Source organism: Allokutzneria oryzae (genome assembly GCF_042429765.1).
Classification (GTDB): Bacteria; Actinomycetota; Actinomycetes; order Mycobacteriales; family Pseudonocardiaceae; genus Allokutzneria; species Allokutzneria oryzae.
In genome coordinates this window covers 727774-752965 of the sequence record NZ_JBHLZU010000002.1, presented here as the reverse complement: position 1 = coordinate 752965, position 25192 = coordinate 727774, and the positions used below count along the sequence as shown (strand labels likewise).

The 25192-nt window shown below is 72.8% G+C and carries 24 protein-coding genes; 6 read left to right on the top strand and 18 right to left on the bottom strand.

The window, feature by feature from the left end; genetic code table 11:
* Window positions 1-33: 33 nt before the first annotated feature.
* From ACFFQA_RS03820 to ACFFQA_RS03800, 5 genes are all read right to left on the bottom strand, one after another.
* A complete protein-coding gene (locus tag ACFFQA_RS03820; protein ID WP_377850153.1) occupies window positions 34-624 on the bottom strand; it encodes a riboflavin synthase in 591 nt (196 codons plus the stop codon).
* A gap of 10 nt (window positions 625-634) precedes the next feature.
* A complete protein-coding gene (gene ribD, locus ACFFQA_RS03815) occupies window positions 635-1651 on the bottom strand; it encodes a bifunctional diaminohydroxyphosphoribosylaminopyrimidine deaminase/5-amino-6-(5-phosphoribosylamino)uracil reductase RibD (protein ID WP_377850152.1) in 1017 nt (338 codons plus the stop codon).
* On the bottom strand, window positions 1651-2328 hold the full coding sequence (rpe, locus tag ACFFQA_RS03810) for a ribulose-phosphate 3-epimerase (RefSeq protein WP_377850151.1): 678 nt from the start codon (window positions 2326-2328) through the stop codon (window positions 1651-1653). Before rpe ends, ribD begins: the two co-directional genes overlap by 1 nt.
* 11 nt (window positions 2329-2339) lie before the next feature.
* Entirely contained in the window at window positions 2340-3737 is a 1398-nt protein-coding gene (locus ACFFQA_RS03805; protein ID WP_377850150.1) for an amino acid permease, read from the bottom strand.
* A gap of 100 nt (window positions 3738-3837) precedes the next feature.
* Window positions 3838-4689, bottom strand: a complete 852-nt coding sequence (locus ACFFQA_RS03800; protein WP_377850149.1) for an alpha/beta fold hydrolase — start codon at window positions 4687-4689, stop codon at window positions 3838-3840.
* A gap of 73 nt (window positions 4690-4762) precedes the next feature.
* Here ACFFQA_RS03800 and ACFFQA_RS03795 point away from each other — a divergent pair, with 73 nt between their 5' ends.
* From ACFFQA_RS03795 to ACFFQA_RS03785, 3 genes are all read left to right on the top strand, one after another.
* Window positions 4763-5323: a CGNR zinc finger domain-containing protein gene (locus ACFFQA_RS03795; RefSeq protein WP_377850148.1), complete on the top strand. Its 561-nt coding sequence runs from the start codon at window positions 4763-4765 to the stop codon at window positions 5321-5323.
* Between the two features lie 12 nt (window positions 5324-5335).
* Window positions 5336-5743: an acyl-CoA thioesterase gene (locus tag ACFFQA_RS03790; protein ID WP_377850147.1), complete on the top strand. Its 408-nt coding sequence runs from the start codon at window positions 5336-5338 to the stop codon at window positions 5741-5743.
* 228 nt (window positions 5744-5971) lie between these two features.
* A complete protein-coding gene (locus ACFFQA_RS03785) occupies window positions 5972-9613 on the top strand; it encodes an nSTAND1 domain-containing NTPase (RefSeq protein WP_377850146.1) in 3642 nt (1213 codons plus the stop codon).
* 2 nt (window positions 9614-9615) lie between these two features.
* Here the strand turns inward: ACFFQA_RS03785 and ACFFQA_RS03780 are convergent, their stop codons facing one another.
* The 3 genes from ACFFQA_RS03780 to def are packed head-to-tail and all read right to left on the bottom strand — an operon-like array spanning window position 9616 to window position 12520.
* Window positions 9616-11046 carry an RsmB/NOP family class I SAM-dependent RNA methyltransferase gene (locus tag ACFFQA_RS03780; protein ID WP_377850145.1) on the bottom strand — a complete coding sequence of 477 codons (1431 nt, stop codon included), beginning with the start codon at window positions 11044-11046 and terminating at the stop codon, window positions 9616-9618.
* Window positions 11043-11969, bottom strand: a complete 927-nt coding sequence (gene fmt, locus ACFFQA_RS03775) for a methionyl-tRNA formyltransferase (RefSeq protein WP_377850144.1) — start codon at window positions 11967-11969, stop codon at window positions 11043-11045. Before fmt ends, ACFFQA_RS03780 begins: the two co-directional genes overlap by 4 nt.
* Window positions 11966-12520: a peptide deformylase gene (def, locus tag ACFFQA_RS03770; protein WP_377850143.1), complete on the bottom strand. Its 555-nt coding sequence runs from the start codon at window positions 12518-12520 to the stop codon at window positions 11966-11968. The genes fmt and def overlap by 4 nt, the downstream gene beginning before the upstream one ends.
* Window positions 12521-12682: 162 nt before the next feature.
* Here def and ACFFQA_RS03765 point away from each other — a divergent pair, with 162 nt between their 5' ends.
* The 3 genes from ACFFQA_RS03765 (at window position 12683) to ACFFQA_RS03755 (ending at window position 15266) form a co-directional block, all read left to right on the top strand.
* A complete protein-coding gene (locus tag ACFFQA_RS03765) occupies window positions 12683-12829 on the top strand; it encodes a hypothetical protein (protein WP_377850142.1) in 147 nt (48 codons plus the stop codon).
* A gap of 239 nt (window positions 12830-13068) precedes the next feature.
* Window positions 13069-14016, top strand: a complete 948-nt coding sequence (locus tag ACFFQA_RS03760) for a DMT family protein (RefSeq protein ID WP_377850141.1) — start codon at window positions 13069-13071, stop codon at window positions 14014-14016.
* Window positions 14013-15266 carry a glycosyltransferase gene (locus ACFFQA_RS03755; protein WP_377850140.1) on the top strand — a complete coding sequence of 418 codons (1254 nt, stop codon included), beginning with the start codon at window positions 14013-14015 and terminating at the stop codon, window positions 15264-15266. The genes ACFFQA_RS03760 and ACFFQA_RS03755 overlap by 4 nt, the downstream gene beginning before the upstream one ends.
* A 74-nt stretch (window positions 15267-15340) precedes the next feature.
* Here ACFFQA_RS03755 and ACFFQA_RS03750 read toward each other — a convergent pair whose 3' ends face one another.
* The 10 genes from ACFFQA_RS03750 to mihF all read right to left on the bottom strand — a co-directional run bounded on the left by ACFFQA_RS03750 (window position 15341) and on the right by mihF (window position 25105).
* Window positions 15341-17416, bottom strand: a complete 2076-nt coding sequence (locus ACFFQA_RS03750; protein ID WP_377850139.1) for a primosomal protein N' — start codon at window positions 17414-17416, stop codon at window positions 15341-15343.
* 137 nt (window positions 17417-17553) lie between these two features.
* Entirely contained in the window at window positions 17554-18198 is a 645-nt protein-coding gene (locus ACFFQA_RS03745; RefSeq protein ID WP_377850138.1) for a DNA-binding response regulator, read from the bottom strand.
* On the bottom strand, window positions 18195-19340 hold the full coding sequence (locus tag ACFFQA_RS03740) for a hypothetical protein (protein WP_377850137.1): 1146 nt from the start codon (window positions 19338-19340) through the stop codon (window positions 18195-18197). Before ACFFQA_RS03740 ends, ACFFQA_RS03745 begins: the two co-directional genes overlap by 4 nt.
* On the bottom strand, window positions 19333-20454 hold the full coding sequence (locus ACFFQA_RS03735) for a sensor histidine kinase (RefSeq protein WP_377850136.1): 1122 nt from the start codon (window positions 20452-20454) through the stop codon (window positions 19333-19335). The genes ACFFQA_RS03740 and ACFFQA_RS03735 overlap by 8 nt, the downstream gene beginning before the upstream one ends.
* Window positions 20455-20561: 107 nt before the next feature.
* Window positions 20562-21281: a class I SAM-dependent methyltransferase gene (locus ACFFQA_RS03730; RefSeq protein WP_377850135.1), complete on the bottom strand. Its 720-nt coding sequence runs from the start codon at window positions 21279-21281 to the stop codon at window positions 20562-20564.
* Complete coding sequence (gene metK / locus ACFFQA_RS03725; RefSeq protein WP_377850134.1) at window positions 21278-22480, bottom strand: methionine adenosyltransferase; 1203 nt, start codon at window positions 22478-22480, stop codon at window positions 21278-21280. The genes ACFFQA_RS03730 and metK overlap by 4 nt, the downstream gene beginning before the upstream one ends.
* A gap of 60 nt (window positions 22481-22540) precedes the next feature.
* The gene (gene coaBC / locus ACFFQA_RS03720) at window positions 22541-23800 is read right to left on the bottom strand and encodes a bifunctional phosphopantothenoylcysteine decarboxylase/phosphopantothenate--cysteine ligase CoaBC (RefSeq protein WP_377850133.1); all 1260 of its coding nucleotides are present in this window, start codon (window positions 23798-23800) and stop codon (window positions 22541-22543) included.
* A 10-nt stretch (window positions 23801-23810) separates the two neighbouring features.
* The gene (rpoZ, locus tag ACFFQA_RS03715; RefSeq protein WP_052407405.1) at window positions 23811-24098 is read right to left on the bottom strand and encodes a DNA-directed RNA polymerase subunit omega; all 288 of its coding nucleotides are present in this window, start codon (window positions 24096-24098) and stop codon (window positions 23811-23813) included.
* Window positions 24099-24137: 39 nt separating this feature from the next.
* Window positions 24138-24791: a guanylate kinase gene (gene gmk, locus ACFFQA_RS03710; RefSeq protein ID WP_377850132.1), complete on the bottom strand. Its 654-nt coding sequence runs from the start codon at window positions 24789-24791 to the stop codon at window positions 24138-24140.
* Complete coding sequence (gene mihF / locus ACFFQA_RS03705) at window positions 24788-25105, bottom strand: integration host factor, actinobacterial type (RefSeq protein ID WP_377850131.1); 318 nt, start codon at window positions 25103-25105, stop codon at window positions 24788-24790. Before mihF ends, gmk begins: the two co-directional genes overlap by 4 nt.
* Window positions 25106-25192: the final 87 nt, after the last annotated feature.

The following is a 25192-nucleotide window of genomic DNA, read 5'->3' as shown; positions in this document are numbered from 1 at the left end:
CCCAACCGGCGGTGTCCGACGGCGCGGCGTTCGTCACGTGGCGAGGTGCGGGGTGGCGAGCCGCTCGACGTACTTGGCGACCACGTCGACCTCCAGGTTCACCACGTCGCCCGGCTCGCGGCGGCCGAGCGTCGTCAGCTCCAGGGTGGTCGGGATCAGCGCGATGCTGAACTCGTCGGCGCCCGCGTGCACCACGGTCAGTGAGACGCCGTCCACCGCGATCGAGCCCTTCTCCACCACGTAGCGGGCCAGGTTCTCCGGCATGGCGAAGCGGGTCAGCCCGGAGGCGTCGCGGGAGAGCATGGTGCCGGTGCCGTCCACGTGGCCCTGCATGATGTGCCCGCCGAGGCGCTGACCGGCGGCGACCGCGCGTTCCAGGTTGACCGGCTGCCCCGCCTCGGCCTTGGCCAGGCTGGAGCGCTGCAAGGTCTCGTGCACCACGTCGACGGTGAACGAGCCGTCCCGCACCTCGACCACCGTCAGGCACACCCCGTTGACCGCGATGGAGTCACCGTGCTTGGCGTCGGAGGTCACCAACGGACCGTGCACCGTCAGCCGGGCGGAGTCCGCCTCGTGCTCCACCGCGGTGATCGTGCCGAGCTCCTCGACGATTCCGGTGAACAAGGTGATCCTCCTAGTCCTGGGCCGGGACGGCGCTGATCCGCACGTCCGGGCCACTCATGGTGACGCTCTCGTAGCTCAGGGGCAGCGCGGCGCTCATCGTGGACACGCCCAGCTCCCCCAGCGCGGCGGTGCCCGCCCCGAGCAGCAGCGGCGCCACGTACATCAACACCCGGTCCACGACGCCTGATTCCCAGAACGCGCCCGCGAGCCGGGGGCCGCCCTCCAGCAGCACGTCGACGACGCCCCGCCCGGCGAGCACGGCGAGGACCTCACGGGGGTCCCTGGTGCGCAGGTGCAGCGTCTCCGCCGCGTCGTCGAGCACCCGCGAGCCCTCGGGGATGTCGCTCTCGCCGACCACGACGCGCAGCGGCTGCCGTTCGGCAAGACCGCCCTCGGGCGTGCGGGCGGTCAGCTGCGGGTTGTCGGTGACCACCGTCGCCGTGCCGACGATCACCGCGTCGATCTTGCGCCGCAACGCGTGCACCTCGGCGCGCGACTCGGGCGAGCTGATCCACCGGCTCGTCCCGTCGGCCGCGGCCGACCGTCCGTCCACAGTGGACGCGAACTTCCACGTCACGTGCGGCCGCCCAGTGCGCACGTGGTGCAGCCACGCCCGCAACGGGCCCTTGCGCACGGCGTCGGCGAGCAGTCCGGAGTGGACGGTCACGCCCGCGGCCCTGAGCTGGTCCGCCCCGCCCGCCGCGGCCGGGAACGGGTCGGCCACCGCGAAGTGCACCTCGGAGATCCCGGCGTCCAGCAGCGCGAGCACGCACGGCGGGGTGCGGCCGTGGTGCGCGCAGGGCTCCAGCGTGACGACCGCGGTGCCGCCCCTGGCCAGCTCACCGGCGGCGCGCAGCGCCATGACCTCGGCGTGCGGCCCGCCGGGCGGCTGGGTGGCGCCGACCCCGGCGACCGCACCGGTCGGGTCGAGGACGACGCACCCGACGGGCGGGTTCGGGCTGGTGCGGCCCCGCGCGCCCTCGCCGGCGGCGATCGCCGCCCGCATCGCGATCTCCAGCGCGGACATCAGCGCGCGGAGTCGAGCACCTGTCGGCGCAGGGCACGGACCGCCCGTCCGGGGTCCTTGCCGTCGTAGACGGCCGAACCGGCGACGAAGCAGTCCACCCCGGCCTCCGCGGCCTGTTCGATGGTGTCGGCGTTGATCCCGCCGTCGATCTCCACGACGAGCTTCAGGTGCCCGGTGTCCACCAGCCGCCGGGCGGTGCGCACCTTGTCCAGCACCTCGGGCATGAACGACTGCCCGCCGAACCCGGGCTCCACCGACATCACCAGCAGCGTGTCGAAGTGCCTGAGCACGTCCACATAGGACTCCAGCGGCGTGCCCGGCTTGACGGACAGCCCCGCCTTGGCGCCCGCGGCGCGCAGGTCCTTGGCGATCTTCACCGGGTCGGCGGCCGCCTCGGCGTGCACGGTGACGTTGTAGGCGCCCGCCTCCGCGTAGCCGACGGCCCAGCGGTCCGGGTCCTCGATCATCAGGTGGCAGTCCAGCGGGATCTCGGTCGCCTTGCGCAGCGACTTCACCACCGGGAGCCCGAGCGTCAGGTTGGGCACGAAGTGCGCGTCCATGACGTCGACGTGCAGCCAGTCCGCGCCGTCGGGCCCGCCGACGGCGGCGGCCTCCTCGGCGAGACGCGCGAAGTCCGCGGACAGGATGGAGGGAGCGATCAGCGCCTGACGAGCCACGGAACGGCAGTCTAGGTGCTGGGTTCGGCGTCGCGCGCACCGGTCCGCGCGGCCCGGCGGCGGACCGGCAGGTACGCCAGCACGAGCAGCAGCAGGAACGGCGGACCCGCAAGCCACGCGACGAAGAACTGGTCGGTGAACCCCGTGGTGACCAGGACCGCGACCAGCGCGAGCGCGGCGAGGCCGGAGGTCACCGGCGCCCCGGGCAGGCGGATCGGCGAGGCGGGCAGCCCCTCGCGGGCGCGGGTGCGCCGGAAGGCGAAGTGCGTCACGAAGATCAGGATCCAGGCCGTGACACCGCTGAACAGGGCGGCGCCGATCAGCAGCGGGAACGCCTGCTGCGGCGAGAACACCGAGGCCAGCACCGCGATCACCAGGCCGAGCGCGCACAGCGCCAGCGACCTCGTCGGCACCCCGCGCGCGCTGGTCTTGAGCAGCGCCTTCGGGGCGTGGCCGACCATCGCCAGCGAGTGCGTCATCCGCGAGCTCAGGTAGAGGTTGGTGTTCATCGCCGAGAGCGCGGCGGTCAGCACCACGAAGTTCATCAGCCCCGCCGCGGCCGGGATGCCCGCGTACTCGAAGAGCCGGACGAAGGGGCTCTGCGTGATGCCCTCCGCGCCCGCCGCCTCGGTCCACGGCACGACCGCGACCAGCACCGCCGTGCCCAGCACGTAGAACAGGCCCAGGCGCACGACCATGCCGCGCGCGGCCCTGGGCACGTCGCGCTCCGGGTCCTTCGACTCCGCCGCGGTGACCGCGACCGCCTCGGTGCCGAGGTAGCTGAAGGTCACCACGCTCAGCGCGAGCCACACCGCCCCGAGCCCGTTGGGCAGGAAGCCGCCGTGGTCGGTGATCGCGGTCAGGCCGGGCGACGGGCGGCCGGGCAGGCCGAAGAGCAGGAAGTACACCCCGATCGCGATGAACACCACGATCGTGACGACCTTGATCATCGCGAACCAGTACTCGAACTCGCCGAAGAAGCGCACCGACAGCGTGTTGACCGTCAGGATCAGCGCGGAGAAGACGACCACCGGCAGCCAGAGCGGCACCTCCGGCCACCAGAACTGGATGTAGAGCCCGGCGGCGACGACCTCGCTGCCGATGTTGACCACCTGCGCGACGACGTAGAGCCACCGCTGCACGAAGCTCGCCATCGGGCCGAGGTAGCGGTGCGCGATGGCGCCGAAGCCGCCGGCCTCCGGGTGCACGACGGTCATCTCCGCCAGGGCGTAGGCCAGCGCGAGGGCGACGACGGCGGCCACCGCGTACGCCGCGACCGCGGCGGGACCGGCCAGCGAGATCGCCAGCCCGGAGCCGAGGAAGAGCCCGGTGCCGATCGCGCCGCCGAGGGCGATCATGCCCACCTGCCGCCCGGACAGCTCCCGCCGCAGGCCAGTGCCCTCGTCCACGCCACGCTCTCCCTGTCTCGGCCCGGTAACGCCGTGGCGAGTCTGCCCGGAACACGGACGGTGATCGCCAGTGGGCCGGTCGTCGGTGCTGCGCCGGGGCCTACTTGTCGGTGCCGAGGAACTCGCGCAGCTCAGCGAGGACCTCGGCCGGGCGCTCCTCGGGCAGGAAGTGCCCGCAGTCCGGGATCGCCCCGCCACGGACGTCGTCGGCGTACTCCCGCCAGATGTCCAACGCGGGCAAGGAACCCAGCAGTCCGGAACCGCCCCACAACGCGAGCACCGGCATGCCCAGCCGATGTCCCGCGGCGAAGTCGGTGTCGTCGTGCTCGGCGTCGTGCGGGAAGGACGCGCGGTAGTCGTCGAAGCCCGCGCGCAGAGCGCCCGGGGCGGAGAACGCGCGCACGTACTCGTCGATCGCGGCGGGTTCGAGCCCGTGCCGGTTCACCGTCCACTTCTCGAAGAAGTACGAGAGATATCCCGCGACGTCCTGCCCTGCCAGCCGCTCCGGCAGGTCCGGCTGCAGGTGGAACAGCCAGTGCCAGTAGGCGGCACCGAGCTTCGCGTCCAGGCGCTGCCACATGGCCCGCGTCGGGAGGATGTCCAGCACGGCGAGCCGGTCGACCTGGTCCGGGCGGTCCAGACCCCAGCGGTGGGCGACCCGCCCGCCTCGGTCGTGCCCGACCACGGCGGCGCTGGCGAAGCCCAGAGTTTCAATCAACACTGAAATGTCGGAGGCCATAGTGCGCTTGTCGTAGCCGCCGGTCGCCTTGTCCGTGCGGCCGTACCCGCGCAGGTCGGGAGCGATCACCGTGTGATCGCGAGCGAGCTCGGGCAGCAGGAACCGCCAGCAGTGGCTGGTCTGCGGCCACCCGTGCAGCAGCACCACGAGCGGCCCCTCCCCCGCGCGCAGGTAGTGCATCCGCAGCCCGTTCACCAGCGCTACCTCACCCATGACGCCTCCTTCTAACCGGCTAAGATGGTTAGAGACGGTAGCGTGCGGCACACTCTCCGGACAAGGAGGGACGATGGCCAAGCGGGACTGGGTCTGGGACGGCGGGCGGGCGAGCGTCGACCTGGTGAACACGGTGCGCGACCGCAAGATCAGCCCCCGCGAGCTGCTCGACACCGAGGCCGCACTCGCGGAGTGGCTGCGCCTTGCCAAGCTCGCGGACGTCACCGCGGCCGAAGCGCGCCCGTACCTCGACGCGGCGCACGAGCTCCGCGAGGCGGTCGACCGCGTGACCAGGGGAGAGCTGACCCAGGCAGACATCACCCTGCTCAACGGCTGGGCGGCCCGCCACCACCAACCCCCGCCCCAGCTGCGCCTGACTCCGGAGGGCACTCCGGAGGCACACATCCCGAAACCCGAAGACCCGGTCGCATCGGCCCTGGGCGCGGTGGCGGTGGACGCGATCACCCTGCTCCTGGAGGACCGCCCGCCGACGATCAGGGTCTGCGCGCTCGACACCTGCGGCCTGCGCTTCGTGGACCGCTCCCCCGCCAGGAACCGCCAGTGGTGCTCAATGGCGCGCTGTGGCAACCGGGCGAAGGCGCGACAGCACTACGCCCGCCACAAAACCACGTAGGAAGGGGAAAGCGTGAGCTACGTCCACTGGCAGGACGTGCCGACGCGGTGGAAGGACAACGACATCTACGGCCATGTGAACAACGCGGCCTATTACTCCTTCATGGACACCGCGATCAACACCTGGCTCATCGAGACCGGCGGGCTGGACATCCACAACGGCAAGACAATCGGCCTCTGCGTGGAGTCGCATTGCTCCTACAAAGCACCCGCGGCATTTCCGGAGACGATCGCGGTCGGATTGCGCGTGGGACACCTCGGCCGGTCAAGCGTCCGGTACGAGCTCGGGCTCTACCGCGATGACGACCTGCTGGCCGAGGGTCACTTCGTCCACGTCTTCGTCGATCGCGAGACGCGGCGCCCGCAGGAGATCACCGCGCCGTTGCGCCCGGCCCTGGAATCACTGCTCATCAACCCCTAAGCCGCTGCGGGGAAGTCTCCCCCAGGACCCCCAGACCCCGCAGCGGCCGTTGGTGGACGCCCTCCCCCGTGCTCGCCGAGCGAGGCTCGGTGACTGGCGTCTGGCACAAGACTGGCCTCGCCCACGAGCCCGCCGAAACCCCCTGACCGGAAGGCGCGAGCAAAATCCCAGCTCACGGGTAGTGCCCCGGGTTTCCGGTCCGGAACTCGGGGCGGTTAGGGTCACCGCATGGGCAGTGGGGGCCCGCGCGGGGCGTTCATGGAGCGGTTCGCGCTGCTGTACGCGGAGGCGGGTGACCCGCCGCTCAAGCGGGTCGCCGAGACGATCGGCCGGGCCCGCCGGGTCGACGAGGACGGGCGGCCCGTGCGGGTCAGCGTCCAGCGCATCAGCGACTGGCGGCGCGGACGGAGCGTCCCCGCGCGGTTCCCCGGGCTCGCCGCGGTCCTGGAGATCCTGATCGGAGAGGCGCGGAAACGGCGGCCCAGCCCGCTCGTCCCGGGTTTGTACGACCTGGGCTCCTGGCGGTCCCTGTGGGAACTGGCGGTCGCCGGCACCGCCCGCGCCGAGCCGGACGTCAACGTTTGTCCTTATCGGGGCCTTGCGCCTTTTCGCCGGGAAGACTCGGATTGGTACTTCGGGCGGGAACAGGTCACGCAGGATCTTTTCCGCATGGTGGAGACCACTCGCGAAACCGGCGGGATCGTCACGGTCGTCGGCGCTTCCGGAGCGGGCAAGTCCTCACTCCTCAAAGCCGGGCTCATGCCGCTTCTCGGCGATGCCGTCGAATACGTGACGCCCGGCAGCGAACTCGAACTGGCCGAGGCTCCCGTGCTCATCGTGGACCAGTTCGAGGAGCTGTTCACCCTCACGTCCGACCCGGTCGCGCGGCAGGACTTCGTGTCGCGGCTGCGGGAGAGCAGTGAACGCGCCGTCGTCGTCATCGGGGTCCGCGCGGACTTCTACGACCACTGCCTGGCGCACCCCGAACTGCTGGACGCCTTGCAGGACCGGCAGCTCGTCCTCGGACCGATGACACCGAAGCAGCTCCGAGAAGCGATCACGGCGCCCGCCAAAGGGGTCGGGCTGCACCTGGAACCCGGTCTCGTCGAGCTGCTCCTGCACGACCTCGGAACCGATGCCGGAGGGCTCCCGCTCCTGTCGCACGCGCTGCTGGGAACGTGGAAGCGCCGCCAGGGCAACCGCCTCACCATCGCCGGTTACCGGGCGACGGGCGGTATCCACGGCTCGGTCGCCGCCACCGCCGAGCGAGCGTGGACGCGGTTGGACGAGCCGGGGCAGCTGGCGGGACGGGCGATGCTGCTGAAGCTCGTCCGCATCGACAGGGACGGCAAGGACACCCGCAGGCGGACCACGCGCGATGACCTCCTTGGCTCACCGGCCGGGGCCGCGGCGCTGGAGATCCTGGCCGAGTCACGGCTGGTGACACTGGACGCGGGCTCGGTGGAGATCACCCACGAAGCCCTGCTGAGGGCCTGGCCGAGGCTGCGGCAGTGGCTCGACGAGGACCGCGAGGCGATCCTGGCGCGGCAACGGCTCGACGAGGACGCCGAGGCGTGGGCCCGTGCCGGGCACGACCCGTCCCTGCTCTACCGCGGCGCGCGGCTGGCGACCGCGAGGGGGTGGGTGTCGGGGGACTCCGGGGAGGCGACCCGGGCTTTCCTGGCGCGTTCGGAGCGGCAGGACCGGCGGGTGCGGTGGGCGCGCAGGAGCGGGGTCGCGGCCGTCCTCGTGTTCGCGCTCATCGCCGCACTGTCCACCGTGGTCGTTCTCCGGCAGCGGGACGAGGCCCGGTACGCACATCTGGTGTCGGCCGTCGAACGGGTCACCGACACCGACCCTTCGCTGGCGGCACGGCTCAACCTCGCGGCCGCCGCACTGCGACCGGAGGACCAGAACGCCTACGCGCGAACGATCTCCGCTCAGCACGCCATGTTCACCACCAGGCTGGACAGCCATCGAGGCGCGATCCGGGCGATCACCTCCAGTGGTGACGGCAGGCTCGTCGCGACGGCGAGCGAGGACAGGACGGTCCGGCTCTGGGACGCCGTCAGCCGCACCCCCCTTGGCGAGCCGCTCACCGGGCACGGCGACGCCGTCATGGCCGCGGCGCTCAGCCGGGACGGTCGCGTGCTCGCGACCGGCGGGGCGGACGGGGCGGTCCGCTTGTGGGACGTCGCCGAGCCGGCACGCCCGCGCCCACTCGGCCCCCCGCTCAAGGCTGATACCGGCGCCGTCAGCTCGGTCGCGCTCTCCCCCGACGGCAGGACCCTGGTGAGCGCGGGCACCACCACCAGGATCTGGGACCTGGCGTCACCGATCCCGGTCTCCCGCGACCTGGCGGGCCACTCGGGAGTCGTCCGCGCTGTGGCCATCAGCCCGGACGGCCGCCTCCTCGCGACCGCGAGCTCGGACAGGACGGCGCGGCTGTGGGACCTCAGCACCGCCACCCCGCTCGGTCGGCCGCTGACCGGCCACACGGGCCGGGTGTGGTCGGTCGCCTTCAGCGCGGACTCGGCGATGCTGGCGACGGGAAGCGACGACGAGTCGGCGCGGCTGTGGGACACCCGCGACCTCCGCCAGATCGGGCAGCCGCTGACCGGCCACGCCAGCGCGGTGATGTCCCTCGCGTTCAGTCCCGACGGCGGGCACCTGGTCACCGCGAGCACCGACAAGAAGCTGCGGCGGTGGGACATCCGCACTCCGGAGAAGCCGCGCGGGGAAGTGCTCGCCGACAGCAGCGGCGTGGTGTACGCCGTGGTCACCCGGGCGGACGGGACCCTGGTGACCGGGGGCGAGGACACCGCGCTGCGCTTCTGGAGCCCGCCGCCCGGCCTGCTTCCCGGGCACACCGCCAGCGTGCACGCCGCGGCCTTCCGCCCGTCGGACCACACGCTCGCCACGGCAGGCGAAGATCGCACGGTGCGCCTGTGGGACACACGGGACCCGTTGCACCCCAAGCCTTGGGGCCCGCCGCTCGTCGGCCATGCGAGCGGCGTCCGGTCAGCCGCGTTCATCCCGGGCAGCTCGCTGCTCGCCACCTCCGGCGATGACAGCAAGGTGGTGTTCTGGGATGTGAGCGACCCCGCGAACGCCGCGCTCGCCGGGCAGCTGGACGTCGGCGCCGGGGAAACGCTGTGGAAGGTCGCGTTCAGCCCGGACGGGCGCACGATGGCGACCTTGGTCTACGGCAAGGAAGTGCGGCTGTGGGACACCAGCGACCCACTGCGCCCTCGGCCGCTCGGCAGCGCGCACCCCGGAGCCGTGTGGGCCGACTTCGCTCCGCGGGGCAGGACCCTGGTGACCGGTGGCCCGGACCGCACGGTGCGGTTGTGGGACGTGGCCGATCCCGCCGCGCCGAAGCAGCTCGGGCAGCCGCTCACCGAGCACACGGGGACCGTGTGGACGGGGGCGTTCAGCCCGGACGGCCGGTCGCTGGCGACGGCGAGCAGCGACCGGACGATCCGGCTGTGGGACATCACCGACCGCCTCCGCCCCCGGCCGGGCCCGGTGCTGACCCGGCACGGCGAGACCACCACCGGACTGGCGTTCAGCCCGGACGGCCGCCACCTCGCCAGCTCCAGCTCCCACCACACGGTCCAGCTCTGGGACCTCGGCACCGGCGACGGGGTGACGCTCACCGGGCACCACGACCTGATCTGGTCGATCACCTTCAGCCCTGACGGGCGGAGCCTGGCCACGACCAGCTCCGACCGCTCGGTGCGGCTGTGGACCCTGGACGCGGCGCAGGTCGCCGAGCGGGTGTGCGCGCAGACCCGGGGAGTGCTGACGCCCGAGCTGTGGCGGGAGCACGTGCCACAGCTGCCCTACACCGATCCCTGCGCTAGGTAGCGCTACTCCTCCGGCCGCCGGAACAGCGCGCAGAACATGGCGTCGGTGCCGTGCCGGTGCGGCCACAGCTGCACGTACGGGCCGTCGCCGAGGTCGGGCACGCCGGGGAAGTACTCGCGCGCGTCGAGCACCTCGGCCTTGCTGCGGCGGGCGGTGTCCACGGCGATGCCGACCGTCTCGGACAGGTGCGGGGAGCACACGACGTAGCCGACGACACCGCCCGGCCGGACCAGCGTCATGGCCGCGCGCAGCAGCTCGCGCTGGATCTTGGTCAGGCCGCCGACGTCCTCCGGCTTGCGCCGCCAGCGGGCCTCCGGGCGCCTGCGGAGCGCGCCGAGGCCGGTGCACGGGGCGTCGACCAGGACCCGGTCGAAGGAGCCCTCGGGCAGCCCGGAGTCGCGGCCGTCGCCGACGTGCACGGTGACCGGCAGTCCTTCGGTGGCCTGGCGGACCAGCTTGGCGCGGTGCTCGGCCTGCTCAACTGCGTCCAGGGTGCCGCCCTCGATCGCCACCAGCGAGCCCAGCAGGTTCGCCTTGCCACCGGGTCCGGCGCACAGGTCGAGCCAGCGCTGGTCGGAGCCGGTCAGCGGCACGCGGCTGAGCGCGACCGCGACGAGCTGGCTGCCCTCGTCCTGGACCGCGGCCAGGTGCTGGCGCACCGGGTCCAGCTCACCGGGGTCGCCGGACTCCAGGTGCACGCCGTAGGGCGAGTACGGGGCCACGTCGCCGCCGGTGATCGCGGCGAGCTCGTCAGCGCTGATCTCACCGGGCCGGGCGAGCAGGTGCACACCGGGCCGGGCGTCGTCCGCGGCGAGGGCGTCGGCCAGCTCCGCGCGGGCGCCGCCGAGCGCGTCGGCGAAGGACTGGGCGATCCACTTCGGGTGGGCCGTCCGCAACGCGAGGTTGCCGATCGGGTCGGTGTCCGCGGGCGGGGCCAGCTGCTCGACCCACGCCTGCTCGTCCTGCTGGGCGACCTTGCGCAGCACCGCGTTGGCGAAGCCACCCGCGCCACCACCCGCCTCCACGCGGACCATGTCCACACTGGACGCCACGGCCGCGTGCGCGGGAATCCTGGTGCGCAGCAGCTGGTACGCGCCCAGCCGCAGCACGTCGAGCACCCGACCGTCCACTTCGGACAACGGCCGGTCGGCGCAGGCCGCGAGCACGGCGTCCAGCAGCCCCTGCGCGCGGCTGGTGCCGTAGCCCAGCTCGGTGGCAAGCGCCGCGTCCCTGCCGGTGATCTTGCGCTCCCGCAACAGCTTCGGCAGCACCAGGTTGGCGTAGGCGTCGCGCTCACGGACCGCGCGCAGCGTCTCCAGCGCGGCCACCCGCGCGGGGTCCAGCTCCGGCGGGCGACGCGGTGCCTCGGTGCGCCCGCGCGGCGGACCCGACTTCTTGGGTCCGCCGCGTCGGCGTGGCTGGTGGAAGGTCATCCGAGTCGCTCTCCAACGTCGATGCGGCTGCCACGGGCCCAGTCCACGGCGGCCATTCTCTTCTTGCCCTGCGCCTGCACCTCGCCGAGCTGCACGGCGGTGGTGGCGGTGCCGACGAGCACGCGCCGCTTCTCCACGCGCAGCTCCCCCACCGCCAGGTCGGTCACGTCCGTCGGCTGGACCGGGGCGAGCTTGAGCCGCTCGCCCCGGAAGACCGTCCACGCGCCGGGATCGGGGGTCACCCCGCGCACCAGGCGGTCGATCGCGGTGGCCGCGACGGTGAACTCCACCCGCGCGTCCGCCACGGTGATCTTGGGGGCCAGGCTGACACCCTCCGCGGGCTGGTCCACCGCGACCAGCGTGCCGTCCTCGATGCCGTCCATAGTGGACAGCAGCAGGTCCGCTCCGGAGACCGACAGCCGCTCCAGGAGCTCACCGGCGGTGTCGCGCTCGCGCACCTTCTCCGTCACCACGCCGAAGACCGGTCCCGCGTCGAGCTCGCGCACGATGCGGAAGGTGCTCGCGCCGGTGATCTCGTCGCCGTGCCGCACCGCCGCCTGCACCGGCGCCGCGCCGCGCCACGCGGGCAGCAGCGAGAAGTGCAGGTTGACCCAGCCGTGCTCGGGCACGTCGAGCGCGGACTGCGGCAGCAGCGCGCCGTAGGCCACCACCGGGCAGCAGTCCGGCTCCAGCTCGGCGAGGCGGGCGAGGAAGTCCGGGGCTCCGGCCTTGGCCGGGGTCAGCACCTCGATGCCGTGCTCGTCGGCCAGCGCCCCGACCGGGGACCGCAGCACCTTCCTGCCCCGTCCCGCGGGCGCGTCCGGCCGGGTCACCACGGCGACCACCTCGTGCCGGGGCGAGTCGATCAGCGCGCGCAGCGAGGGCAGCGCCACCTCCGGCGTTCCGGCGAAGACCAGCCTCATCGCGCGCCCCCCTTGCCGAAGAACGGGTGCGGGCTCTCCTTGATCATGGGCACCGCGCCATCGAACCACTCCGCCGCGCGGATCTCGCGCAGCGCCTGCTTCCTGGTCTCGGCGTCGAGGCGGTCGACGAACAGCACGCCGTCGAGGTGGTCGGTCTCGTGCTGGATGCAGCGGGCCAGCAGGTTGCTGCCCTCCACCTCGACCGGCTCGCCGTGCATGTTCCAGCCCTTGGCCACCACGTGCAGGTGCCTGCGGCAGTCCCAGCTCATCCCGGGGATGGACAGGCAGCCCTCCGGGCCGTCCTGCTCCTCGTCGCCGACCACGTCGAAGGTCGGGTTGATCAGGTGTCCCGCGAAGCCGTCGCAGTGGTAGGTGAACACGCGCAGGCTCACCCCGACCTGCGGAGCGGCGATGCCTGCCCCGCCCTGCGACTCCATGGTGTCCCACAGGTCCTTGACCAGGCCGCGCAGCTCCTTGTCGAAGTCCACCACCTCCGCGGCTCTGGTACGCAGCACGGGGTCTCCGAACAAGCGGACGGGCTGAACGGTCACGGGGCTCCTCTCGACAGTTGCCCAGTCTACGAACCGGAACGGGACGCGGCGGCGGCGGGCGCTTCGGTCCGGAACCCCACCTACCGGCTGACCGGCTCCTGGGCCGCCGCCGAGGACCTGACGCCGGGCACCTGCCTGACGGCGCGGAACAAGTTCGGACAGGTGGCGCTGGCGGCCGTGAACCGGGTTCATCCGCGCCTGCTCGGCGAGCTGTCCTTCGCCGACGCGGCGACCGCGCTCGGCATCGCCGGGTCCAGCGTGCGTGCCGTCCTTCCCGAGGAGCCCCGGGTCCGCTGTTCGCCACGATGACACCGCTGGTGGGGACCCCGGAGATCACGGTCACCGGCCTCCGAGCGGGTCCGGCGCCCGACCTTCGCCGTACATCCCGAAGCGGCGCTGTGGCTACCCCCAGGAAACCCTGGGGGGTGATCCTCAGTTGCCTGAGAAGTCCCTCAGGCGCCCCCCGGACCTTCTTGAGGGGTGATTCCGGGTTGTCCGAGGGTCTTCCCCGATGGTTCCGCTCGACGACGCGAACAAGAGTTGGTCGTGTGATGGAACTGACCGTGCTGGCCGTGGCGCTGGCCGCGCTGGGCGCCTGTTGCTACGCCGGGGCCGCGCGGTTGCAGCACACCGCGGTGCGGGCCACCGGCGACGGGGAAGCGCTGAAACTGGCTTCCCTGCTGGGATTGCTGCGCGACCGGCGGTGGCTGCTCGGCATGGGGCTGCTCGTCGGCGGCACCGTGCTGCACGCGGTCGCGGTCGCTATCGGTCCTCTCATCGTGGTGCAGCCGGTCGGCGTACTCGCACTGGTGCTCGCCGCCGTGCTCGACGCCCGCCAGACCGGCGAGTCCCTTACCGCCCAACGCATAGCGCCCGTGCTGACGGCGACGCTCGGCATGGGGCTGTTCGTCGCCTTCGCGGCGGGCAACACCTCCGGGGCGCTCGCCCCGCTCACCGCGGTGACCGACGCGCTGCTGATCACCTTGGGCCTGCTCGCGGTGTTCGGCCTCGTCGGCGCGCTCTCCGGGGGCGGCCTGCGCTGCCTCGCGCTCGGTGTCGCGGGCGGAGTCGCGTACGGACTGATCTCGGTGCTGATCCGCCTTGTGGCACAACGATTCCAGTCCGGCGGCGACATCGACCCGCTCGCACCGGCTGGCATCGTGGTCGCGCTGGTGGTCGGCGGCTGGTGCGTCCAGCAGGCCTACGCCAGCGGCCCGTCGCACATGGTGGTCGCCTGCCTCACGGTGATCGACCCACTGGTCGCGGTCGGCATGGGCGTGGGACTGCTCGGCGAGGCCGCGGGCACCAGCCCCGCCGTCGCCGTCGCCGAGCTGGCCTGCGCCGCCGTCGCACTCGCCGGTGTCGCGCTAATCGCCTTGCACGGCAACAAGAACTCATCCAGCAGTACTGGGCGGACCGTCGGTCCGGCCGAGAACGAGCGGGTGCTCGCCGCCGCTCACGCCACGTCCCCCCTCACGGACAGGACCGGATCATGACCAGCAACCGCCCCCTCCGGATCGTCATCGGCGCCGACACGTTCCCGCCGGACGTCAACGGCGCGGCCAACTTCGCGCACCGCCTCGCGGTCGGGCTGGCCTCCGCCGGGCACGAGGTGCACGTGCTGTGCCCGGCCCCCGCCGCCGACGCGCCGATGCTCGCCGGGGTCAACGCCGTCGACGGCATCACCGTGCACCACCTGAAGTCCTACCGCTGGCCGTTCCACGAGAGCTTCCGGTTCTCGGTGCCCTGGAAGGCCGCGGCGGAGACGGAGGAGCTCCTCTGGCAGATCCGCCCGGACGTCGTGCACGTGCAGGCGCACTTCGTGGTGGGCCGGGCGCTGTCGAAGACTGCGACCGCACTGGGCATCCCGCTGGTGGCCACCAACCACTTCATGCCGGAGAACCTCTTCGCCCACGCCAAGGTCCCGCGCTGGTTCCGCTCCACCGCCGCCAAGTTCGCCTGGCGCGACCTGGCCAAGGTCTTCGGCCGCGCCCAGGTGGTGACCGCGCCGACGCCGAGAGCCGTGGAACTGTTGCACGCCAACAAGCTCGGCAAGGAGGCGCTGGCGATCTCCTGCGGCATCGACATCGACAAGTACCGCGACCGCGCGGCCGCGGTGCGGCCAGAGGGCGCGGCCAAGACGGTGCTCTTCGTCGGCCGCCTCGACGAGGAGAAGCGCGTAGACGAGCTGCTGCGGGCGATGGCGAAGCTGCCGGAGACCCTCACCGTGCGCGCGGAGATCGTCGGAGGTGGCAGCTGCCAGACCCAGCTTGAGGAGCTGGCTCGGCAGCTGGGCGTCGCCGACCGCGTGAGCTTCCTCGGCCGGATCAGCGACGAGGAGCTGCTGGACGCCTACGCCCGCTGCGACCTGTTCTGCATGCCCGGCATCGCGGAGCTGCAGAGCCTGGTCACCATGGAGGCGATGGCGGCGGGCAAGCCGGTGATCGCCGCGGACGCGATGGCGCTGCCGCACCTGGTCCGCCCCGGCCGCAACGGCTGGCTGTTCCCGCCCGGCAACGTGCTGGTCCTGGCGGCGCGCCTGGCCCAGACCCTGGGCGACGAGGAGATGCTGGAGCGCATGGGCAGGGCGAGCGCGGAACAGATCACCGAGCACGCCATCACGGCCACCCTCCAGCGCTTCGAGTCCCTGTACCGCCAGGTGATCGCCGACGGCCAGGGCCAGCTCCGCCTGCTCCCCAAGCTCACCCCCTCGGAACCCCACACCGCTCTCCCCCGCACCGCCTGACCCCCGCCCCCGCCATTCGCGGGCTTATGGACCTCCGCCCGCGCGCGAAGAGGTCCATAAGCCCGCGAATGGCGCTAGATCAGCTCGGGTGGGTCGAAGCGGACGCGGACCGGGTCGGGTTCCTTGCGAGCGGTCCGGACGCCCTGGGCCTCCGCCAGCGCCGCCGCGAGGGCCTTGCCGTCCCGCCGAGGCACCCTGATCAACGCGCGCTCGCGCTCGGCGAGGCCGTCCGCGCTCTCCGGGCCCAGCGGCACCGGGCCGAGCACCTCCGCGGTCTCCGGCAACCGGGCCGTGTCGAGGAACTGCGCGACCGCGTCGGGAGTCCCGTCGACCGTGCCCATCCGCACGGCGGGCGGGAAGCCGAGCTCCTGCCGCCCGGCGAGCTCCTGCCGGGCGTGCCACACCGGGTCCCACCGCACGAGGGCCTGCACCGGCACCAGAGCCGACTCCGCGACCACCACGACCTTGCCGCCATCGGGCCCCGGTTTGACCAGTGCTGCCGCAGTCAGCCACCTGCGGAAAGCCTCCTCCGCGGCGCGCAGGTCGGCCCGGCCCAGCAGCGCCCAGCCGTCCAGCAGCAGCGCCGCCCCGTAGCCGCCCTCCGCGTACGGCTCCGCTCCTGGCGTCGACACCACGATGGCGGGTTTGCCCGGCACCGAGGACAGCACCTCGTCGGCCCCGGACGTCCGCACCACGGCCCCGGGGAACGCGCGCCCCAGCTCCTCCGCCGTCCGCTTCGAGCCGATCACCACCGCGCGCATCCGGCGCGAGGAGCACGCCGGGCAGACGAAGGACGCCTCGCTGACCCCGCACCACCGGCACGCGGCGGGCCTCGGCTGGTCCTCGCGCATCCCGCCCGGCAGCGCCAACGGCCCGGCGCACCGGCGGCACCGCGCGGGCTCGCGGCAGTTCCCGCAGGCCAGCGAGGGCACATAACCCCGGCGAGGCACCTGGACGAGCACCGGAGCGCCAGCGGCGAGGGCGGCACGCGCGGCGTCGAAGGCGATCGACGGCAGCCGCGCGGCCCGGGCCGCCGGGTCCCTCGCGAGCTGTGTGTCGGTCTCGCCGATCGAGGCCACCTTCGGCGCCGCCGCGCGAACCTGGTCGCGGGTGCCGATGATCTCGTGCGCCCAGCCGGTCTCCACCAGCAGCTGCGCCTCCGCCGTGCGCGCGAACCCCGCCACCAGCAGCGCCGCGCCGTTGCCGTGCGCGCGTTGGGCGAGGACGTCACGGGCGTGCGGGTAGGGCGAGCGCGGCTCGGCGTGCAGGTCGTCACCGTCGTCCCAGATCACCAGGAGCCCCGGGTCGTGCACGGGGGCGAACGCCGCCGCCCTGGTTCCCACGACGACGCGGACCGCGCCGCGCAGCACCGCGAGCCAGCGGCGGTAGCGCTCGGCCGGGCCGAGGTCGTAGGACAGCGCGACGACGCCATCAGCGCCCATCAGGGCTTCGCAGGCGGTGTGCACGCGGGCGAGGTCGCGGTGGTCAGGCACCACGATCACCGCGCCGCGCCCGGTGGAGGCGACCGTCGCCGCGGCCTCGGCGAGCCGGGCGGGCCAGTCTTCGCCGGGCAGCGCCTGCCACACCGCGTGCGCGGGCCGACCGGCCAGCGCCGCGTCCAGGAACACCTTGCCGCGCGGGTAGCGGTGCCATCCCCCGGCGGGCGGGGCATCGGGGACCGGGGCGGGCTCGCGCGGGGTCTGCGCCTCCGCCTTGGCGTGCCTCGGCGGGATGGCCAGCCGCAGCACGTCGATCATCATGCCCGCGCCGCGGTCGGCGATCACCCGCGCCAGCTTCTTGATCTCCGGAGCCAGCACCGGCTCCGGGGAGACCACCCGGTCCAGATAGGACAGTCGGCCGCCGAACTCCGAGGCCTCAAGGCGCTCCAGCACGAACCCGTCGACCAGCTGCCCGGCGAAGCGCACCCGCACGCGCGCGCCGGGCACCGCCGAGGCGTCGGCCTCGCGCGGCACCAGGTAGTCGAAGGGCCGGTCCAGGTGCGCGAGCGGCACGTCGACACAGATCCGCGCGAACGGCAGCGTCTCGGCGGGCTGCTGTTCGCCCTTGCGCTTCGCGCGCGGTTTCCCACCCGGCTTCCCGGCAGCTCCAGCCACCTCGCTGGTGTACCAGAGACCACCGACCACGGGCATGCCGGGAGCGCGCGTCGCCCGCCGCACCCCCAGAAGGCGCGGCGGGCGCACCCACCCCGCTCACGCGCCCCGACCCGGCGTGCACCGGAAGCGTAGACCGGGCTCGTCACCGACAGTGCCGGTCGATCACCCCACGGCTACAGGTCGCCGACGTCGATCAGGCCGTCCTGGATCGCCCGCGCCACCAGGGCCGCCTTGGTCGGCGCGCCCCGCCCGGCGTTGGCGTACTTCACCCGCACCCGGTCGATGTAGGAGTTCACCGTGCGCACCGACAGCGAGAGCTTGCGGGCCACCATCTCCTTGGACTCGCAGTGGAACCACTCGATCAGCACGTCCACCTCGCGCGGCGCGAGCTTGGGCCGGTGCAGGCGCATGTCCGTGCCCAGCGCCCCGGCAAGCGACGGCGTGGTGTACGGCAGGTCGTTCGCGGCCGCCCGGATCGCCGCGACCAGATGCCGCTCCCCCTCCGCCTTGGTGATGTGGCAGCTCGCGCCGATGTCCAGGCAGGTCAGCGCGGTCTCCGGGTCGTCGCGCATGGTGTAGACCACGACCTTGCGCCCGTCGTCGACCAGCCGCCGCAGGTCGCCGTACGCGGGCACGCTGTCGGCGAGCTGGAGGTCGAAGACCACCACGTCGGCCAGCGACCCGGGCTCCAGCCAGGCCGTGCGCACCGTGGGCCCCGCGGCGAGCACCTTGATCGGCGGGGTGGCGGACGCGCACCACACCCGCACCCCGGCGGCGATGGCCGGGTGGTCGTCGACAACGGCCACCGTGATCGTCATGCCCGCCACGTCACCTCGACCCACAGCCGCCCTTCTGCCTCCACCGTCGTCGTGGTGACCCCTGGAACCTCCACAGTGGACAGCTCATCCGGGGCGGCGTCGGCGACGACGCTGACCGACACCCGGTCCGGCCGCCCGGCAACGGTAACCCTGGCGGAGCGCACCGTCGCCACCAGCACCGCGAGCACCGGCTCGGTGAGCGCCCGCCGCACCTGCTTGCTCAGCGCGGGCCGCTCCCCGCGCACCGACAGCTGCACCGTGATCCCGTTGCGCTCCGCCAGGTCGATGCACGCCTGGAGCTGGTGCACCAACGGATCCGGCACGTCGTCGCCCTCGGCGAACAGCCGCCGCATCCTGGCCGCCTCCAGCGCGCACGAGCGCCTGACCCGCTCGTCCTCGGGGTTGAGCACCCCGGTCGCCAGGCCGGCCAGCAGCGGCGCCGTGGTCGCGGCCAGCGCCGCGTAGCGCTCGCGCTGCTCGGCGTGCAGCCGCTGCGCCACGGCCTCGTCGGTGCGCAGCTTCTCCTCCTGCTCGGCGACCCTGGCGGCGTCGACGGCGATCCGCCGCATCAGCGTCGCGGCGTGGCCGACCGCGAGCTGGAAGCCCCACACGATCACCGTCTGCACGGCCATCCCGACCAGGGTGGCGCGGTCGGTCTGCCCCGCGAGGGCCAGCTGCCCCAGCGTCAGCAGGTAGTGCGTGACCAGCAGCGCCGCCAGCACCTGCGCGCCGAGGTCCAGGGTCAGCAGCACCGCCAGCCAGCCCAGCGGCCCGAAGGACCAGTGCGCCTGGCCGATGAGGTGCGGGGCGGGAACCGCGGCGGTCGCCGCGACCGAGGTCAGCAGCACGAGCGCGGCCAGCGGCCACCGCCACCGGCCCGGCGCGACCTCCAGCCACGCCAGCACGCCGAACCCGCACGCCACCACCACGAAGATCACGAACGCGGCGAGCTGCGTCCACGCCGGACGGTAGACGCCCATGTGCGCCAGCAACATCGGAAGGCTGAGGCCGAACAGCACGGCCAGCGTGATGGCCACCACCGCCAGCCGCAGCCCGCGCAGGATGTGCGAGGTGGCCGGGGCCGGGGAGATCGTCGGAGCGACGACCCGGACGGGCGCGGCGACCGCGGCGACGTCAAGCATGCGGCCACTCCAGTCGCACGCTGGTGCCCGCGCCGGGACTGCTCGCGATCACCGCCCGCCCACCGACGGCGGCGAGCCGGTCCACCAGCGAGAAGGCCAGTCCCCTTCGCTGCGGCGGCACCTGGTCGGGCTCGAACCCGGTGCCGCTGTCGAGCACCTCCACCACCACGCCGCCGTTGCGCCGCGAGGACATCCGCACGAGCGCGTTGAGCACACCGGAGTGCCGGGCCACGTTGGTCAGCGCCTCCCTGGTGGCCAGGCACAGCGCCACCGCCACCACCGCGGGCACGACCAGGCCGGAGGTGCCGCGCCAGTCCACCCGCAGCGGGCACTGGTCGATGACGTCCTCCAGCAACCCGACGAGGTCCACATCGCCCTCGGTGACATTGGCGAGCCCGGAACCGCTGAGCACTTCGAGATCCCGCGCCGCCTGCCCCGCCAGCCACGTCTCACGCCCGTTGAGCACCCCGGCGCCGACCATCAGCAGCGTCGCCGCCGCGGTGTCGTGCAGCGCCGCCAGGTGAGCGCGCTCGTCGGCGCGCACGGCAGCGGCGATCGCGGCCTGCCTGCGGACGAGCTCCTGGGCCGCCACCGCCCGGTCGGCACGCCTGCCTCCGCGCCGCACGAGCACGTACAGCCCGTAGGACAGACCCGCCTCGACCAGCATCCAGACCGCAAGCGGAACCGCCTCCGCCCACCGCGCCGGGGCGGCCAGCGCCGCGCCCGCGAGGTAGGCGGCGACGAGGGTGGCGGTCGCGGGCGCCGCGACGACCGGCCGGAGGTGCCACTGGTAGGTCACCACCACGATGGAGATGACCACCAGCACCCAGCTGGTGCCGTTGTAGAGCGCCTCCGTCGGCACGATCCACAGCTGTGTCAGGCAGAACCCGGCAAGCACCAGGGTGTCCACGGCGATCAGCCAGGTCATCCTCGGCAGCCGCACGTACACCGCGTTCCACCCGTTGAGCCCGGCCGCGACCGACAGCGTCACCAGGACCGCCTGTGCCGGGACTGCCAGCAGCGACAGCAGACTGCACGTCGCGATCACGACCGTGCGGACGACCCCGGCATAACGCAGCCCGAGTCGCCGCAGCTCCCGCTCCGCTGGCCCCACGCGTTCACCCGCCACTGACCGCTCGACTGTGTCGAACACCGTAGCGATCAAGGGCAAGGCTGGGCGTACCCATTCGGCCCTGAAATGCAGGCTGATGCTTGTTTAGTTCACGCGGGTCGCCGAAAGACCAGGTACCGCACGGTGCGCTCCTGCGCGACCGGGACGTCGGCGGCCAGCGGGCTCTCCGCGAGCACGCCCTCCCCCAGCGACGGCAGCAGGCCCCGGTCCTGCCCGGCCCGCCAGCGGTCGGCGACCGCGACGGCGTCCGCGACGACCTCGCGCGGGGTGATCATCAGCTCACCGGAGACCTCGATCGGCTCCTCGGGGAGGAGCCCGAGCGCGGTCAGCTCCTCGGCGACCTGATCCGGCCCCTCGATGTCGGCGCGCACGTCGTCGCGCGGCAGCCCGGCGGCCTCGGCCCGGTCGTAGAAGGCGTTGGACAGCTCGCGCAGCCCGCCGGTGTAGAGCGGCCAGCCCAGCGACAGGCACAACCGCCCGCCGGGCGCGAGCACGCGGGCCAGCTCGGCCAGCGCGGTCCGCCACTCGGTGATGTGGAACAGCACCCTGGCGATGTGCACGCCGCCCATCGAGCCCGACGCCTGCGGCAGCGCGGTGGCGTCGGCGCGCACGAAGGTCGAGCCGGGGACCTCCACCTGACGCCAGTCCTCGACATCGGTCAGCTCGAAGGACACCCCGCGCGCGGCGATCTCCGCGGCCAGGAAACCCGATCCGCAGCCGACGTCGAGCACGGCAGCGCCGGTGCCCAGACACGCCGCGAGGCGGCCGAACAGCTGTTCGGCCGCCTCGGCGGGAAGAACTGGGATCACGCCCCGACGGCGCTCTTGAGCGCCTCGACCCGGTCCAGGCGCTCCCACGGGAGGTCCAGCTCGGGACGACCGAAGTGGCCGTAGGCGGCGGTCTGCGCGTAGATCGGGCGCAGCAGCTCCAGGTCGCGGATGATCGCGGCCGGGCGCAGGTCGAAGACCTGGTTGATGGCGGCCTGGATCTTGGCGGGGTCGATGTTCTCGGTGCCGAAGGTCTCCACGAACAGGCCGACCGGGGCCGCCTTGCCGATGGCGTAGGCGACCTGGACCTCCATCCGGGTGGCCAGGCCCGCGGCGACCGCGTTCTTGGCGACCCAGCGCATGGCGTAGGCGGCGGAGCGGTCCACCTTCGACGGGTCCTTGCCGGAGAACGCGCCGCCACCGTGGCGGGCCATGCCGCCGTAGGTGTCGACGATGATCTTGCGACCGGTCAGGCCGGCGTCACCCATGGGGCCGCCGATGACGAAGCGGCCGGTCGGGTTGACCAGCACGCGCACGTCGCTGGTGTCCAGGTTCAGCTCGTTGATCTCCGGGGAGATCACGTGCTCGCGCACGTCGACGGCGAGCATCTGCTCCAGGTCGATGTCCGCGGCGTGCTGGCTGGAGAGCACCACGGTGTCCAGGCGGACCGGCTGGTCACCGGCGTACTCGATGGTGACCTGGGTCTTGCCGTCGGGACGCAGGTACGGCAGCGTGCCGTTCTTGCGGACCGCGGTCAGGCGGCGGGAGAGCCGGTGCGCCAGCGCGATCGGCAGCGGCATCAGCTCCGGGGTGTCGGTGCTGGCGTAGCCGAACATCAGGCCCTGGTCGCCCGCGCCCTGCTTGTCGATGTCGTCGTCGGCGCCCTCGACCCGGGTCTCGTGGGCGGTGTCCACGCCCTGGGCGATGTCCGGGGACTGGGAGCCGATGGCGACGTTGACGCCGCAGGAGTGGCCGTCGAAGCCCTTGGCCGAGGAGTCGTAGCCGATCTCCAGGATCTTCTCGCGGACGATCGAGGGGATGTCGGCGTAGGCCTCGGTGGTCACCTCGCCTGCGACGTGCACCTGGCCGGTGGTGATCAGGGTCTCCACCGCGACGCGGCTGCGGGCGTCCTTCGCGAGCAGCGCGTCCAGGATGGAGTCGCTGATGGCGTCGCAGATCTTGTCCGGGTGTCCCTCGGTCACGGACTCACTGGTGAAGAGTCTGCGGCTCTGCTGCGTCACGGTGCTCCCCAAAGATGTGTTCTCGGCCCCGAAATGGCCGGGCCAGCGTACTTCGCTGGTCTACGCGCCCGAAGCGACGTATTCAAGCTTCTTGCTCACAGCGTCCCAGAGCTGCGCCGCGAGTTCAGTCTTCTCACCAAGTGGGAGCTCGACGGCGGTCGCGCCGCCGTCCGCCGAGGCCAGCAGCCAGCCGGAGTTCTGCTCGACCTCGAAGGCCCGCCCGTCCCCGACCGCGTTGACAACCAGCAGGTCGCAGCCCTTGCGCGCGAGCTTGGCGCGGCCGTGTTCCAGCGGCGTCCCGTCGGCGTCGCCGGTCTCGGCGGCGAAGCCGACCACGAGCTGTCCAGGGAAACGGTGTACAACCAGTTCGGCCAGAATGTCCGGGTTGCGGGTGAGTTCCACCACGGGATCGGGCCGGTCATCCGACTTCTTGATCTTGTGCTCGGCGAGCTCGGCCGGCCGGAAGTCCGCGACGGCCGCGGCCATCACCACGACGTCGGCGGCCTTGGCGGCCTCTCGCACCGCCTCGCGCAGCTCCAGCGCCGTGCCCACCCGGACCAGGTCCACCCCGGCGGGCGTGCCCAGGTCCGCGGTGTGCGCGGCGACCAGGGTGACCGTCGCGCCCCGCTGGGCGGCGACGCGGGCGAGCGCGAAGCCCTGCCGCCCGGAGGAGCGGTTGCCCAGGAACCGCACCGGGTCCAGTGGCTCGCGGGTGCCGCCCGCGGAGATGACGACTCGCCTGCCCTCCAGGTCGCGGGGCAGCGCGTCGCGGCGGGCCAGCAGCAGCCGGCACAGCTCCGCGATCTCGGCGGGCTCGGGCAGCCGGCCCTTGCCGCTGTCCTTGCCGGTCAGCCTGCCGCTGGCCGGTTCGGCGACGACCACGCCCCGCTCGCGCAGCAGCGCCACGTTGGCCCTGGTCGCCGGGTGCTCCCACATCTCGGTGTGCATCGCCGGGACCAGCAGCACCGGGCAGCGCGCGGTCAGCAGGGTGTTGGTCAGCAGGTCGTCGGCCAGCCCGTGTGCGGCCTTGGCCAGCAGGTCCGCGGTGGCGGGGGCGACAACGACCAGGTCGGCGGTCTGCCCCAGGCGCACGTGCGGGACCTCGGGCACGTCGGCGAAGACCCCGGTGTGCACCGGGTTGCCGGACAGCGCCTCGAAGGTGGCCGCGCCCACGAAGTTCAACGCGGCCGAAGTGGGAACGACCCGCACCTCGTGGCCGGTCTCGGTCAGCCTGCGCAGCAGGTCGCACGCCTTGAAGGCGGCGATGCCACCGGCCACTCCGAGAACGACCCGAGGGCGGGTCCCGTCGGTGGTGCTCACCTCGCGGTGCTCACTCGCCTTCGGTGTGCTCGAGCATTCCGGCGTGGATCTCGCGCAGCGCGATCGACAGCGGCTTCTCGCGCGGGCCCGGCTCCACGAGCGGGCCGACGTACTCCAGCAGGCCCTCGCCGAGCTGGGCGTAGTAGTCGTTGATCTGCCGCGCGCGCTTGGCGGAGTAGATCACCAGGGCGTACTTCGAGCTGACCTTCTCAAGCAGGTCGTCGATGGGCGGGTTGGTGATGCCCTCGGCGCCGGTGATCGGCTGCGCGAGCGCGCCCAGCTCTGCGGGGATCGTCACTGAGATTGCTCCATGCGGTCGGTAAATCCGGGGTGCGACCTAGTCGGTCGTCACGGCCCCGGATGATGTAGCGGCGGTGCTGTCCGCGGCCTTGCTACGCGATCCAGGCGGGCCGACCACCAAGTTTACCAACTCGGCCGCGGCCTGCCGCACGTCGGCGTTGACGACGTGGTGGTCGAACTCCTCAGCGGCGGCCAGCTCCTCGCGGGCCACCCGGAGCCTGCGCTCCACGACGGCGGGATCCTCGGTGCCTCGTCCGGTGAGCCGGTCGACCAGCACCTCCCACGACGGCGGCATCAGCATCACCAGCCGGGCCTCGGGCATCGCCTCCCGGACCAGCCGGGCGCCCTGGAGCTCGATCTCCAGGATCGCGGGGCGCCCCGCGTCGAGCGCGGCCAGGACCGGGCCCCTCGGCGTGCCGTAGTGGTTGCCCGCGTACTCGGCGTGCTCCAGCATCTCGCCCGAGTCGATCATGTGCTGGAACCGGTCCCGGTCGACGAAGTGGTAGTGCGTCCCGTCGATCTCGCCGGGGCGCGGGGACCTGGTCGTCGCCGAGACGCTGAAGTAGAGGTCCGGGGCCAGCCTGCGGACCTCGGCCAGCACGCTCGACTTGCCGACGCCCGAGGGCCCCGAGACAACGGTGAGCCGGGGCCGGGCGATGGCGTCGCCCGGCCCCGGCCGATCCGCGGTCACTCTGCGCTGAACTCCGCGAGCAGCGCCTTGCGCTGACGGTCGCCGAGACCACGAAGACGGCGGCTGTTGGCGATCTCGAGGCGCTCCATGATCTGGGCGGCGCGGACCTTGCCGACGCCGGGCAGGGCCTCGAGCAGCGCCGAGACCTTCATCTTGCCCAGGATCTCGTCGCTCTCCGCGGAGTGCAGCACCTCCTTGAGGTTGGTGCCGCCGCGCTTGAGGCGCTCCTTGAGCTCAGCGCGAACGCGACGAGCAGCAGCCGCCTTCTCCAACGCTGCAGCCCGCTGCTCCTCGGTCAGCTGGGGAAGGGCCACGATCATCCTCCGTGGGGTGGGGGTTTATCCAGTAGGAACGGTGCGGCGACCGTACCGACCGGGTCTGACACGACACAACGCGGGTCG

Bases quoted from the DNA above. Each gene is read 5' to 3' on its own strand.
- ACFFQA_RS03740 (WP_377850137.1), bottom strand. From the start codon at position 19,340: ATGCTTGACGTCGCCGCGGTCGCCGCGCCCGTCCGGGTCGTCGCTCCG.
- ACFFQA_RS03780 (WP_377850145.1), bottom strand. From the start codon at position 11,046: ATGACCTTCCACCAGCCACGCCGACGCGGCGGACCCAAGAAGTCGGGT.
- ACFFQA_RS03795 (WP_377850148.1), top strand. From the start codon at position 4,763: ATGGCCAAGCGGGACTGGGTCTGGGACGGCGGGCGGGCGAGCGTCGAC.
- ACFFQA_RS03755 (WP_377850140.1), top strand. From the start codon at position 14,013: ATGACCAGCAACCGCCCCCTCCGGATCGTCATCGGCGCCGACACGTTC.
- ribD (WP_377850152.1), bottom strand. From the start codon at position 1,651: ATGTCCGCGCTGGAGATCGCGATGCGGGCGGCGATCGCCGCCGGCGAG.
- ACFFQA_RS03745 (WP_377850138.1), bottom strand. From the start codon at position 18,198: ATGACGATCACGGTGGCCGTTGTCGACGACCACCCGGCCATCGCCGCC.
- ACFFQA_RS03750 (WP_377850139.1), bottom strand. From the start codon at position 17,416: ATGCCCGTGGTCGGTGGTCTCTGGTACACCAGCGAGGTGGCTGGAGCT.
- ACFFQA_RS03800 (WP_377850149.1), bottom strand. From the start codon at position 4,689: ATGGGTGAGGTAGCGCTGGTGAACGGGCTGCGGATGCACTACCTGCGC.
- ACFFQA_RS03785 (WP_377850146.1), top strand. From the start codon at position 5,972: ATGGGCAGTGGGGGCCCGCGCGGGGCGTTCATGGAGCGGTTCGCGCTG.
- fmt (WP_377850144.1), bottom strand. From the start codon at position 11,969: ATGAGGCTGGTCTTCGCCGGAACGCCGGAGGTGGCGCTGCCCTCGCTG.